This window comes from Leclercia sp. UBA1284 (assembly GCF_002308415.1).
GTDB classification, from domain to species: Bacteria; Pseudomonadota; Gammaproteobacteria; order Enterobacterales; family Enterobacteriaceae; genus Enterobacter; species Enterobacter pneumoniae.
This window is the reverse complement of sequence record NZ_DBUS01000007.1, coordinates 582352-596326: the sequence shown is the minus strand read 5'-3', so window position 1 is coordinate 596326 and position 13975 is coordinate 582352. Positions and strand designations below refer to the sequence as shown.

At 56.0% G+C, this 13975-nt stretch carries 10 protein-coding genes; 8 read left to right on the top strand and 2 right to left on the bottom strand.

What is annotated here, in order from left to right; genetic code table 11:
- The first annotated feature begins 275 nt into the window (after nt 1–275).
- The 4 genes from metA (at nt 276) to aceK (ending at nt 6352) form a co-directional block, all read left to right on the top strand.
- On the top strand, nt 276–1205 hold the full coding sequence (gene metA / locus B3511_RS17560; RefSeq protein WP_040077655.1) for a homoserine O-acetyltransferase MetA: 930 nt from the start codon (nt 276–278) through the stop codon (nt 1203–1205).
- 270 nt (nt 1206–1475) lie between these two features.
- Nucleotides 1476–3077, top strand: coding sequence for a malate synthase A (gene aceB, locus B3511_RS17555; protein ID WP_286783940.1), 1602 nt, complete (start codon nt 1476–1478; stop codon nt 3075–3077).
- Between the two features lie 156 nt (nt 3078–3233).
- Nucleotides 3234–4538, top strand: a complete 1305-nt coding sequence (gene aceA, locus B3511_RS17550; RefSeq protein WP_212478563.1) for an isocitrate lyase — start codon at nt 3234–3236, stop codon at nt 4536–4538.
- A 56-nt stretch (nt 4539–4594) separates the two neighbouring features.
- Entirely contained in the window at nt 4595–6352 is a 1758-nt protein-coding gene (gene aceK / locus B3511_RS17545) for a bifunctional isocitrate dehydrogenase kinase/phosphatase (protein WP_286783939.1), read from the top strand.
- On the opposite strand, the gene B3511_RS17540 is transcribed toward aceK, so the two are convergent.
- Both B3511_RS17540 and iclR read right to left on the bottom strand, forming a co-directional pair.
- On the bottom strand, nt 6310–6732 hold the full coding sequence (locus B3511_RS17540) for an ASCH domain-containing protein (protein WP_046885558.1): 423 nt from the start codon (nt 6730–6732) through the stop codon (nt 6310–6312). The two genes, aceK and B3511_RS17540, sit on opposite strands and share 43 nt — an antisense overlap.
- A complete protein-coding gene (gene iclR / locus B3511_RS17535; RefSeq protein ID WP_154298839.1) occupies nt 6733–7557 on the bottom strand; it encodes a glyoxylate bypass operon transcriptional repressor IclR in 825 nt (274 codons plus the stop codon).
- A gap of 193 nt (nt 7558–7750) precedes the next feature.
- Between iclR and metH the strand changes: the two genes are divergently transcribed.
- The 4 genes from metH (at nt 7751) to B3511_RS17515 (ending at nt 13954) form a co-directional block, all read left to right on the top strand.
- Entirely contained in the window at nt 7751–11434 is a 3684-nt protein-coding gene (gene metH, locus B3511_RS17530) for a methionine synthase (RefSeq protein WP_040077651.1), read from the top strand.
- A 182-nt stretch (nt 11435–11616) separates the two neighbouring features.
- Complete coding sequence (locus B3511_RS17525) at nt 11617–13248, top strand: Na/Pi cotransporter family protein (RefSeq protein WP_046885556.1); 1632 nt, start codon at nt 11617–11619, stop codon at nt 13246–13248.
- A gap of 95 nt (nt 13249–13343) precedes the next feature.
- Nucleotides 13344–13637, top strand: a complete 294-nt coding sequence (locus B3511_RS17520) for a type II toxin-antitoxin system CcdA family antitoxin (protein ID WP_046885555.1) — start codon at nt 13344–13346, stop codon at nt 13635–13637.
- Nucleotides 13637–13954: a CcdB family protein gene (locus B3511_RS17515; RefSeq protein WP_040077647.1), complete on the top strand. Its 318-nt coding sequence runs from the start codon at nt 13637–13639 to the stop codon at nt 13952–13954. The genes B3511_RS17520 and B3511_RS17515 overlap by 1 nt, the downstream gene beginning before the upstream one ends.
- Nucleotides 13955–13975: the final 21 nt, after the last annotated feature.

Here is a 13975-nt window from a genome sequence, read left to right as displayed (position 1 = left end):
GAAGTGAAACGCCGTAGCGCCGATGGTAATGTGGGGTCTCCTCATGCGAGAGTAGGGAACTACCAGGCATTAATTAGAAGAACCCCGTACCGTAAGGTGCGGGGTTTTTTGCTTTGCAATATTATCCATTGTAGAGCCCATCCGATCCTACCATTTACCTTCCTTGAAACTTTCTCACCTTTCCCATCCCTTACTCGACATTTCGACGATTTCTGGTTATTGTCAGCTATCTGGATGTCTAAACGTTTATACGTATGCTTTGAGGATGTAAGGTTATGCCAATTCGGGTGCAGGACGAGCTACCAGCCGTCAATTTCTTGCGTGATGAGAACGTCTTTGTAATGACGGCTTCACGTGCTACAGGTCAGGAAATTCGTCCTCTGAAGGTTCTTATCCTCAACCTGATGCCGAAAAAGATCGAGACTGAAAATCAGTTTCTTCGCCTGCTCTCCAACTCGCCGCTGCAGGTCGATATCCAGTTGCTTCGTATCGATGCGCGAGAGTCTCGCAATACACCATCAGAACACCTCAATAACTTTTATTGTAATTTCGACGATATCCGCAACGATAACTTCGATGGCCTGATTGTCACGGGAGCCCCGCTCGGCCTGGTGGAATTTAATGACGTTGCGTACTGGCCGCAGATCAAGCAAGTGCTTGAATGGGCAAAGGATCATGTCACTTCAACGCTTTTTGTCTGTTGGGCAGTACAAGCCGCGCTGAATATTCTCTACGGTATACCGAAGCAAACCCGTAGCGAAAAGCTGTCTGGCGTTTATGAGCACCATATTCTTCATCCCCACGCACTGCTGACGCGTGGGTTCGATGACACCTTCCTGGCGCCCCATTCCCGTTATGCCGATTTCCCGGCGGCGCTCATTCGTGATTACACGGATCTCGACATCCTCGCAGAGACTGAAGACGGTGATGCCTATCTGTTTGCCAGTAAAGACAAGCGAATCGCGTTTGTGACCGGCCATCCGGAGTATGATCCCGATACGCTGGCGGGCGAATATTTCCGCGACGTGGAAGCCGGTTTGTCGCCTGAGTTGCCGTACAACTATTTTCCAAAAAATGATCCGCAGAACACGCCGAGAGCATCCTGGCGCAGCCATGGGAATTTGCTGTTTACCAACTGGCTCAACTATTACGTCTACCAGATCACGCCATACGATCTGCGCCACATGAATCCAACGCTGGAGTAATCTCCTGCCCGAAACGATCCTAAAGCGTTTCAGCACTCTTTATCAGGCACCTTCGGGTGCCTTTTTTATTTCCGAAATACCCCTCACCTTCAGATATTTTTTAAAAAACAGTCTAATCAAAGGCTTAAATGACATTCTAAATTAAAATGGAAATTGTTTTTGATTTTAAGAAAATTATAGATAGTCTTATCTTTGCTGAGCGAAAACCGAACAACGATCTTTCGCGCGCATTGGGAAACTGTTTTTGGATCTTTGAAGAGGAGCAACACAATGACTCAACAGGCAACCACAGACGCTGAACTGACGTTTACTCAGCCGTATAGCGAGCGGGAGCAACAAATTTTGACGCCAGAGGCGGTCGAGTTCCTGACTGAGCTGGTGACGCGCTTTACGCCAAAGCGCAACAAACTGCTGGCTGCGCGCATCCAGCAGCAGCAAGAGATTGATAATGGCAGGTTGCCTGACTTTATTTCGGAAACAGCTTCCATTCGTGAAAGTGACTGGCAAATTCGCGGTATTCCTGCTGATTTGCAGGATCGCCGTGTAGAGATCACCGGCCCGGTTGAACGTAAAATGGTGATCAACGCCATGAACGCTAACGTCAAAGTCTTTATGGCAGATTTTGAAGACTCACTGGCACCGGACTGGCGTAAAGTAATCGAGGGACAGATCAATCTGCGCGATGCCGTAAACGGCACCATCAGTTATACCAACGAAGCGGGGAAAATTTACCAGCTCAAGCCTAACCCGGCAGTATTGATCTGCCGCGTTCGCGGCCTGCATCTGCCGGAAAAACATGTCACCTGGCGTGGGGAAGCGATTCCGGGCAGCCTGTTTGATTTCGCACTCTACTTTTTCCATAACCACAAAAGCCTGCTGGCCAAAGGCAGCGGCCCTTACTTCTATCTGCCAAAAACTCAGTCATGGCAAGAAGCTGCCTGGTGGAGCGAAGTCTTCAGTTATGCCGAGGATCGCGTCAATTTGCCGCGCGGCACCATTAAAGCCACGCTGCTTATTGAGACGCTGCCGGCCGTCTTCCAGATGGATGAAATCCTTCACGCCCTGCGCGATCACATCGTTGGGCTGAACTGTGGACGCTGGGATTACATCTTTAGCTATATCAAAACCCTGAAAAACTACCCGGACCGCGTCTTACCGGATCGTCAGGTAGTAACCATGGATAAAGCGTTCCTCAGTGCCTATTCACGCCTGCTGATCAAAACCTGTCACAGACGCGGCGCGTTTGCCATGGGCGGCATGGCGGCCTTTATTCCGAGCAAAGATGCCGAACGTAACAACCAGGTGCTGACCAAAGTGAAGGCAGATAAAGAGCTGGAAGCGCGTAACGGCCACGATGGCACCTGGGTGGCACACCCGGGCCTGGCTGACACAGCGATGGAGGTCTTCAGTCGCATCCTCGGAGAGAACCCAAACCAGCTGCATGTTACCCGCGCCGATGATGCGCCAGTCATCGCCAGCCAATTGCTGGAGCCGAGTGACGGCGAGCGTACGGAAGAGGGGATGCGTGCCAACATCCGTGTCGCCGTGCAGTACATCGAAGCCTGGATCTCCGGCAATGGCTGCGTGCCCATCTACGGTCTGATGGAAGATGCGGCCACGGCGGAAATATCGCGCACGTCCATCTGGCAGTGGATTCATCATCAAAAAACACTCAGCAACGGCAAGCCGGTAACCAAATCCCTGTTCCGCCAGATGCTGGCAGAAGAGATGCAAAACATTCAGGAAGAGCTGGGAGAACACCGTTTCAGTAGCGGACGTTTTGCCGACGCCGCCCGCCTGATGGAGCAAATCACGACATCAGATGACTTAATCGACTTCCTCACCCTGCCAGGCTATCGCCTGCTGGCGTAAAGGCCCGGGCTGTATTGTTCGCCATTTTGGCGCGGGGCAGTGCTCAAAACCCTCCCGTACTATAAGTACGTGCCGGTTTCTGCGCTGCTCCCGTGGCCAAACTGTCTTCACTGATAACGCCTGGGAAGCCAGGAATATAATATGGAGCATCTGCACATGAAAACCCGTACCCAACAAATCGAAGAATTACAAAAAGAGTGGACCCAACCGCGCTGGGAAGGCATCTGCCGCCCGTACAGCGCAGAAGAAGTGGTGAAATTACGCGGCTCGGTCAACCCGGAGTGCACGCTTGCTCAGCATGGCGCGGCAAAAATGTGGAAGCTGCTGCACGGGGGCGCCAAAAAAGGTTATATCAATAGCCTCGGCGCGTTAACCGGCGGCCAGGCGCTGCAGCAGGCAAAGGCCGGGATTGAGGCGATCTATCTCTCCGGCTGGCAGGTGGCAGCAGATGCTAACCTGGCCTCAAGCATGTATCCGGATCAATCGCTCTACCCGGCGAACTCTGTCCCTTCGGTGGTGGATCGGATCAACAATAGCTTCCGTCGGGCGGATCAGATCCAGTGGGCGGCCGGGATTGAGCCTAACGATCCCCGTTTTGTAGATTACTTCCTGCCGATCGTTGCCGATGCGGAAGCCGGGTTTGGTGGTGTACTTAACGCCTTCGAATTGATGAAATCGATGATTGAAGCCGGTGCAGCGGCCGTTCACTTTGAAGATCAGCTCGCCTCGGTGAAGAAGTGTGGCCATATGGGGGGCAAGGTACTGGTTCCCACGCAGGAAGCCATTCAGAAATTGGTTGCGGCTCGTCTGGCAGCGGACGTGCTGGGCGTACCAACGCTGGTCATCGCCCGAACTGACGCAGATGCGGCAGATCTGATCACCTCGGATTGCGACCCCTACGACAGCGAATTTATCACCGGCGAGCGCACTCGCGAGGGGTTCTACCGCACCCACGCCGGCATTGAGCAGGCTATTAGCCGTGGTCTGGCCTACGCCCCCTATGCTGACCTGGTGTGGTGCGAAACCTCCACGCCAGACCTGGCGCTGGCAAAACGCTTTGCCGACGCCATCCACGCGAAGTACCCGGGCAAACTGTTGGCGTATAACTGCTCCCCGTCCTTTAACTGGCAGAAAAATCTCGACGATAAAACCATCGCCAGCTTCCAGCAGCAGCTCTCTGATATGGGCTACAAATACCAGTTCATCACCCTGGCGGGTATTCATAGCATGTGGTTCAACATGTTCGACCTGGCGCATGCTTACGCACAGGGAGAGGGCATGAAGCACTATGTTGAAAAAGTGCAGCAGCCTGAATTTGCAGCGGGTAAAGAGGGTTACACCTTCGTTTCACATCAACAGGAGGTGGGAACAGGCTACTTCGATAACGTCACCACCATCATCCAGGGTGGAACCTCCTCCGTGACCGCGTTAACGGGGTCAACCGAAGAAGCCCAGTTCTGATATTTTCCCCTCACCCTCTCTCCATGAGAAGAGGGTGAGGGGCACTGGAGAACGTTATGTCGCGTGGCCTGGAATTACTGATTGCACAAACCATTCTGCAGGGCTTCGACGCCCAGTACGGCCGTTTTCTGGAAGTGACCTCCGGTGCCCAGCAGCGCTTTGAAAATGCCGACTGGCATGCCGTGCAACAGGCCATGAAGCAGCGCATCCACCTTTACGATCATCACGTCGGCCTGGTGGTAGAGCAGTTGCACTGTATTACCGAGGGCAAAAGCACCGATGAGGCCTTCCTGCTATGCGTGAAGGCGCACTATACCCAGCTATTGCCGGATTACCCGCGCTTCGAGATTGCGGAGAGCTTTTTCAACTCCGTCTATTGCCGGTTATTTGACCACCGCTCGTTATCGCCTGAGCGGTTATTTATTTTCAGCTCTCAGCCAGAGCGCCGATTTCGCACCATCCCGCGCCCGCTGGCGAAAGATTTTTGGCCCGATAATGGCTGGGAAGCGCTGCTCCACCGGGTATTAAGTGATTTGCCACTGCGTTTACCCTGGCAGGATAAATCGCGCGATATCGGGTTTATCCATGCGCATCTGCGTGAATCGTTCGGCGACGCGCTACTCAGGCAGAGCCATTTACAGGTGGCGAACGAACTCTTTTATCGCAATAAGGCCGCCTGGCTGGTGGGGAAGCTGGTCATGCCCTCCGCCACGGTCCCGCTGCTGTTGCCCATTCATCGTAGCGATGCGGGCGAGCTGTTTATCGATACCTGCCTGACCACCCATGCCGAAGCCAGCATCGTGTTTGGCTTCGCCCGCTCCTATTTCATGGTGTATGCACCGTTGCCTGCGGCCCTGGTAGAGTGGCTGCGCGAGCTCCTGCCGGGTAAAACCACGGCCGAGCTGTATATGGCGATTGGCTGTCAGAAGCACGGCAAAACGGAAAGCTACCGCGAGTATGTACAGTACGTCAGCCGCGCGGATGAGCGATTTATTGAGGCGCCCGGGATTCGTGGCATGGTGATGCTGGTCTTTACCCTGCCGGGATTTGATCGGGTTTTTAAAGTCATTAAAGATCAGTTCGCGCCGCAAAAGGAGATGACCGCTGCGCATGTCCGCGCCTGCTATCAGCTGGTTAAAGAGCATGACCGCGTGGGGCGGATGGCCGATACCCAGGAGTTTGAAAATTTTGTTCTGGATAAGCGGCAGATAGACCCGGCTTTAATGGCGCTTCTGTTGCAGGAGGCCTCCGGCAAAATCACCGATCTTGGCGATCAGATTGCCATCAGCCATCTTTATATCGAGCGGCGTATGGTGCCGCTCAATATCTGGCTGGAGCAGGTTGAAGGGCAGGCGCTGCGCGATGCCATTGAAGAGTACGGCAATGCCATCCGGCAGCTGGCGGCAGCCAATATCTTTCCTGGCGATATGCTCTTCAAAAACTTCGGCGTCACCCGACATGGAAGGGTGGTGTTCTACGATTACGATGAAATTTGCTACATGACGGAGGTGAATTTCCGCGATATCCCGCCGCCGCGCTATCCCGAAGATGAGCTGGCCAGTGAACCCTGGTACAGCGTCTCGCCGGGGGATGTTTTCCCGGAGGAGTTTCGTCACTGGTTATGCGCTGACCCGCGCATCGGGCCGCTATTTGAAGAGATGCACGCCGACCTGTTCCGCGCCGATTACTGGCGCGGTTTGCAGTCACGCATTAAACAGGGGCATGTCGAGGATGTTTACGCCTACCGCCGCCGCCAACGGTTTTGTATTCGTTACGGCGTTTCGGCGGTCTCGACGACGGTGAACTCTTCATAAACCAGCTCCATCTCCGGCGACCAGCTGCCTTCGCGCTCGAAGAAGGCCTGGTGGGCCGATTGCCAGTAAGCCAGGCTGAGATCGCCTTCGCCTTCCAGGGCCGCCAGTTCAGGGCTCATTTCGTTAAAGCGTATGATTCGAAGCGCCATGGTGCGAATGACGCAGACGGCATCGCCTTTACCGTTGAGTACAATATGCATGGCGCCGGGCGTGACGGGTGGCAGCTCTTGCTGATAACTGGCTAACGAGCCGCAGGTGCCGCGCTTCTTCCCGGCGACGACCAGGGCGGCCAGCTCATCGGCCATTTCGGGTGAATCGCCGAACGACCAGCAAAAAGCCTGAGGATATTTATCCTGCCAGTACGCTTTTAAATTGCTCATTCAGCGCACTCCTCCATAGGCCAGCGTCACCTCTTTCGCGGCTTTGATGACCAGCGCCCCCAGCTCGGTCACCCGATCGTCGGTCATGCGCGAAATGGGGCCGGAGATAGAGATGGCCGCAAACGGCTCGCGGTGCTCGTCAAAAATACAGGCTGCCAGACAGCGCAGACCCAGCGCATGCTCTTCGTCATCAAAGGAGTAACCGCGCTTGCGGGTCAGGGCCAGGTCCTCTTTCAGGTGCACGGGAGAGACCAGCGTGGCATGGGTATAAGCGTGCAGCCCTTTGCGGTGCAACAGCCCCGTCACCTGCTCTTCGCTCAACTGAGAAAGAAACGCCTTCCCTGCACCCGAGGCGTGCATCGGCAGTTTACCGCCAATGGGGGCTGACATACGCATCAGCTGTGTACACTGCACCTGGTCGATAATAATCGCCTGATGATCGCTCTGGTCCAGCACCGCCAGGTTCACCGTCTCGCCAGACTCTTCCATCAGTTTACGCAGGATAGGGTGGACGATGGCCAGCAGATTGCGCGTCTGCAAAAAGCTGCTGCCGACGATAAACGCGTGCGCACCCACTGCCCAGTGGCCCAGCTCACCCACCTGACGCACAAAGCCCAACTGCTGCATGGTGGTGAGCAGGCGGTGCGTCGTGGAGTTCGGCAGGCCAGCCTGCTGTGCCAGCTCGGTCAGCGCGACGCTACTGTGTGATTCGGCAATCCACTCCAGCAGTTTTAACCCACGGGTCAATGACTGAACTTGCCCACTTTGCGGTGCGGCGTTGGCAGCAGGTTTTCTGCCACGTTTGGCGGGAACGGTAGCGACCATGATGGGCTCCTTTTTCTGTATCGTGGAAATCATTTTCGTTTTATTCGCTGCTTTTGCAACCGCTTTCATTGCTGGTCGGAGGTGTGATGCTGAACTTGTCTCATGTTACCGCTGTGTGACTTTTCCACCCTGCAAGATTATGCCAGTATGGAATGCAGCCTTATGGCCTTGTTGAGCGTAGTCGGGAGCGAGTGTGAGTAGCAAAGTAGATCAACTGCGCGCGCAGTTAAATGAACGCATTCTGGTGCTGGATGGCGGCATGGGCACCATGATCCAGAGCTATCGTCTGAGTGAAGAGGATTTCCGCGGCGAGCGCTTCGCCGACTGGCCCTGCGATCTGAAAGGTAACAACGATCTGCTGGTGCTTAGTAAGCCTGAGATCATCGCGGCTATCCATTACGCCTACTTCGAGGCGGGTGCCGATATCGTTGAGACGAACACCTTTAACTCGACCACTATCGCCATGGCGGATTATGAGATGGAATCCCTGTCGGCGGAGATCAACTACGAGGCGGCAAAGCTGGCCCGCGCCTGCGCCGATGAGTGGACCGCCCGCACGCCAGAAAAACCGCGCTACGTTGCCGGCGTACTGGGGCCGACAAACCGCACCGCCTCTATCTCTCCGGATGTTAACGACCCGGCGTTTCGCAATATCAGTTTCGATCAACTGGTGGCTGCCTACCGTGAATCGACCCGTGCGCTGGTGGAGGGCGGTTCCGATCTGATTCTGATTGAAACCGTTTTCGACACCCTGAACGCGAAAGCCGCGATTTACGCCGTCAAAGAGGAGTTCGAGGCGCTGGGCGTGGATCTGCCGATCATGATTTCCGGCACTATCACCGACGCCTCCGGGCGTACCCTCTCCGGGCAGACCACCGAAGCATTTTACAACTCCCTGCGCCACGCCGACGCGCTCACCTTCGGCCTGAACTGCGCCCTGGGGCCGGACGAACTGCGCCAGTACGTGCAGGAGCTGTCCCGCATCGCAGAGTGCTACGTCACCGCGCACCCGAACGCCGGGCTGCCAAACGCCTTCGGTGAATACGATCTGGATGCCGACACCATGGCGGCACAAATCCGCGAGTGGGCCGAGTCTGGCTTCCTGAATATCGTCGGCGGCTGCTGCGGTACCACACCGGAACACATCGCCGCCATGAGTAACGCGGTAGCCGGGCTGCCGCCGCGCAAGCTGCCGGACATCCCGGTTGCCTGCCGCCTCTCCGGCCTTGAGCCGTTGACCATCGGCGATGACAGCCTGTTTGTGAACGTCGGGGAACGTACTAACGTGACCGGTTCCGCGAAGTTTAAACGTCTGATCAAAGAAGAGAAGTACAGCGAAGCGCTGGACGTAGCGCGTCAGCAGGTAGAGAGCGGTGCGCAGATCATCGACATCAATATGGATGAGGGGATGCTCGACGCCGAAGCGGCGATGGTGCGTTTCCTGAATCTGATTGCCGGTGAGCCGGACATCGCCCGCGTACCGATCATGATCGACTCCTCCAAATGGGACGTCATCGAAAAAGGGCTGAAGTGTATCCAGGGCAAAGGCATCGTTAACTCGATTTCGATGAAAGAGGGGGTCGAGAGTTTTATCCACCATGCGAAGCAGGTGCGTCGTTACGGCGCCGCCGTGGTGGTGATGGCCTTTGACGAAGTCGGCCAGGCCGATACCCGCGAGCGCAAAATTGAGATCTGCCGCCGCGCATACAAGATTTTGACCGAAGAGGTAGGCTTCCCACCGGAAGACATCATCTTCGACCCGAATATCTTTGCCGTGGCAACCGGCATTGAAGAGCATAACAACTACGCGCAGGACTTTATTGGCGCCTGTGAAGACATCAAACGCGAGCTGCCGCACGCGCTGATCTCCGGCGGCGTATCGAACGTCTCGTTCTCGTTCCGCGGTAACGACCCGGTACGTGAGGCCATTCACGCCGTGTTCCTCTACTATGCCATCCGCAACGGCATGGACATGGGCATCGTCAACGCCGGACAGCTGGCAATTTACGACGACCTGCCCGCCGAACTGCGCGACGCGGTAGAGGACGTGATCCTTAACCGCCGCGACGACGCCACCGAGCGTATGCTGGAGCTGGCGGAGAAATACCGCGGCAGTAAATCCGATGACGCAGTCAATGTTCAGCAGGCCGAATGGCGCGCCTGGGACGTGAAAAAGCGTCTGGAGTATTCACTGGTTAAAGGCATTACCGAATTTATTGAAATCGATACCGAAGAGGCCCGTCAGCAGGCTGCGCGCCCGATAGAGGTGATTGAAGGTCCGCTGATGGACGGCATGAACGTGGTGGGCGATCTCTTCGGCGAGGGCAAAATGTTCCTGCCGCAGGTGGTGAAATCCGCACGCGTAATGAAACAGGCGGTGGCCTACCTTGAGCCGTACATCGAAGCCAGCAAAGAGAAAGGCTCCAGCAACGGCAAAATGGTCATCGCCACGGTAAAAGGCGACGTGCACGACATCGGCAAGAATATCGTCGGCGTGGTTTTGCAGTGCAACAACTACGAGATTATCGACCTCGGCGTCATGGTCCCGGCGGAGAAAATCCTCAAAACCGCGCGGGAAGTGAACGCCGACCTGATTGGCCTCTCCGGGCTGATTACCCCGTCGCTGGACGAGATGGTCAACGTGGCGAAGGAGATGGAGCGGCAGGGCTTTACCATTCCGCTGCTGATTGGCGGAGCCACCACCTCAAAAGCGCACACGGCGGTGAAAATCGAGCAGAACTACAGCGGGCCGACGGTATACGTGCAGAACGCCTCGCGCACCGTGGGCGTGGTATCCGCGCTGCTCTCCGAAACTCAGCGCGATGACTTTGTCGCGCGTACCCGTAAAGAGTACGAAACTGTGCGCATCCAGCATGGTCGTAAAAAACCACGCACGCCGCCGGTCACGCTGCAGGCGGCACGGGAAAACGATCTGGCGTTTGACTGGTCTGCCTATACGCCGCCGGTGGCACACCGTCTGGGCGTGCAGGAGGTTACCGCCAGCATCGAAACGCTGCGTAACTACATCGACTGGACGCCGTTCTTTATGACCTGGTCGCTGGCGGGCAAGTACCCGCGCATCCTCGAAGACGAGGTGGTGGGGGAAGAGGCGAAGCGCCTGTTCAAAGATGCCAACGACATGCTCGATACCCTGAGTGCGGAGAAAACCCTTAATCCGCGCGGCGTAGTGGGCCTGTTCCCGGCCAACCGCGTGGGCGACGACGTGGAAATTTATCGGGATGAAACGCGTACCCAGGTGCTGGCCGTCAGTCGCCATCTGCGTCAGCAAACCGAGAAAATCGGCTTTGCCAACTACTGCCTCGCCGATTTTGTGGCGCCGAAGCTTTCCGGAAAAGCAGATTACATCGGCGCCTTCGCCGTAACCGGCGGCCTGGAAGAGGATGCGCTGGCAGACGCGTTTGACGCGCAGCATGATGATTACAACAAAATCATGGTGAAAGCGATCGCCGACCGTCTGGCGGAGGCCTTTGCAGAGTATCTGCACGAGCGCGTACGTAAAGTGCACTGGGGCTATGCGGCGAACGAGAACCTCAGCAACGAGGATCTAATCCGCGAAAACTACCAGGGTATCCGTCCGGCGCCGGGCTATCCGGCCTGTCCGGAACACACTGAAAAGGGCACCATCTGGAAATTACTGGACGTAGAGGCCCATACCGGAATGAAGCTCACTGAGTCCTTCGCCATGTGGCCTGGCGCGTCCGTTTCCGGCTGGTACTTCAGCCATCCCGACAGTAAATACTTCGCCGTGGCGCAGCTTCAGCGCGATCAGATTGAAGACTATGCCCGGCGCAAAGGGATGAGCGTGTCGGAAGTGGAGCGCTGGTTAGCACCTAACCTCGGTTACGATGCCGATTAACCTGCCCGCTCGCAGCAGGACTGCCTCACTCGGGACGCCCTGTGCCTGATCTGGCTGTGCCAGAACTCACGTCACCTTTCCTTACAACTAACAGGGCGCTCATCGGGCGCCCTTTCTCTTTCTTACATTTAAACCCTTATACTGGAGTAAGGATGAATTAACGATAAGGAGAAACCACTTCCGTGCTGACTCTGTTACACCTGCTCTCTGCAGTGGCGCTGCTGGTATGGGGTACCCATATTGTCCGTACCGGCGTGATGCGCGTGTTCGGCGCACGTTTACGTACCGTTCTTAGCCGAAGCGTTGAGAAGAAGCCGCTCGCCTTTTGCGCGGGCATTGGCGTGACTGCTTTGGTGCAAAGCAGTAATGCTACGACCATGCTGGTCACCTCCTTTGTGGCGCAGGACCTGGTGGCGTTGACCCCTGCGCTGGTGATCGTGCTCGGTGCCGATGTGGGTACCGCGCTAATGGCGCGTGTCCTGACGTTCGATCTCTCCTGGCTCTCGCCGCTGCTGATTTTTATCGGCGTTATCTTCTTTCTGGGGCGTAAGCAGACCCGCGCCGGGCAACTCGGGCGCGTGGGGATTGGCCTCGGTCTGATCCTGCTGGCGCTGGAGCTGATTGTGCAGGCCGTTACGCCGATCACCCAGGCCAACGGTGTGCAGGTCATCTTTGCCTCCCTGACCGGCGATATCATGCTGGATGCGCTCATCGGCGCGGTCTTTGCCATTGTCAGCTACTCCAGCCTGGCGGCGGTGCTACTGACGGCGACATTAACGGCCGCCGGTGCCATCTCTTTCCCGGTGGCGCTCTGTCTGGTGATTGGCGCTAACCTTGGCTCCGGCCTGCTGGCAATGCTCAACAACAGCGCCGCCAATGCCGCTGCCCGCCGCGTGGCGCTGGGCAGCCTGCTGTTTAAGCTGGTGGGCAGTTTGATCATCCTGCCGTTTGTTCACCCGCTGGCGAATCTGATGGATAACCTGCCGCTGCCGAAGGCAGAGCTGGTGATCTACTTCCACGTCTTCTACAACCTGGTACGCTGCCTGGCGATGGTGCCTTTCGCCGGGCCGATGGCGCGCTTCTGCGAACGGATGATCCGCGACGAGCCCGAACTGGATTCGCGCCTCAAACCCAAGCACCTGGATACCTCCGCGCTGGATACGCCAGCGCTGGCGCTGGCCAATGCCGCCCGTGAGACGTTGCGGATGGGCGATGCCATGGAAACCATGCTCGATGGGCTGCAAAAAGTGATGCGTGGCGAACCGCGGGAAGAGAAAGCGCTGCGTAAACTCGCCGACGACATCAACGTGCTCTACACCGCTATCAAGCTCTATCTGGCTCGCATGCCGCAGGATGAACTGGCGGAAGAGGAGTCCCGCCGCTGGGCGGAGATTATCGAAATGTCGCTTAACCTTGAGCAGGCGTCCGATATTGTTGAACGCATGGGCAGTGAAATCGCCGACAAATCGCTGGCGGCCCGTCGCGCATTCTCCCTTGAAGGGTTACAAGAGCTGGAAGCGTTACACGAACAGCTGGTGAGTAACCTGAAGCTGGCCATGTCGGTCTTCTTCTCCGGAGACGTGCCCAGCGCCCGCCGCCTGCGCCGTAACAAGCACCGTTTCCGCATCCTTAACCGCCGTTATTCCCACGCTCACGTCGAGCGTCTGCATCAGCAGAACGTGCAAAGCATCGAAACCAGCTCCCTGCACCTGGGCCTGCTGGGGGATATGAAGCGTCTCAATTCGCTGTTCTGCGCGGTGGCGTATAGCGTGATGGAGCAGCCGGACGAAGATGATGAGCGGGATGAGTATTAATCTCTGAAAGCGCCTCGCAAAACCATGTTGCGAGGCGTGACACCTTTTAAAGCGCCATTTACGCTTAAGACCTTATGATTTTAAGGGAATAGAAAATGGTTGTTTATTACGCTACACTTCGCCAATTCATGCGCATTTCGATGGGGGTTCTCATGCGCACTACTTCTGGCAATAAAAAATCAGTTAATGTGTCTTTAGCACCAGAAATTCTTGAAGAGGCGCGACGTCTTAATCTTAATCTCTCCGCTGTACTCACGGCTGCACTTCAGGAGCAGTTTCGTGTGCATCAGCGCGCCGCGTGGTTAGAAGAAAATAAAGCCTCTATCGAGGCTATTAACCAGTGGGTAGAGGAAAACGGCTCCTTTAGTGACTTTCAGAGATCTTTCTGATGAAGCAATATTTTGCTTATGAGAATGAAGGTAGGGGTAAAACGGCATATCCCTGGCTAATCAATATGCAGCATCCCGTGGCCAATGTGATGAAGCACCTTCTTGTCGCCCCCGCCGTTGAACTTAGCCATCTTCGAGGCGTTCAGCCACCTGCGAAAGTATGCCCTGTCGTAGAGATAGCAGGTAAGCCTTGCGTGGTCATGATGCACATGATGGCAGGCATTTCACCAACAGAGTTGGGCAGGTGTGTCGCCGATCTTACGCAAAACCGGGCGTCATTGCGTGATGCGCTCGATTTTCTCATCAACGGTTACTAAGCCTTTTTTGTCAGCCGCAAG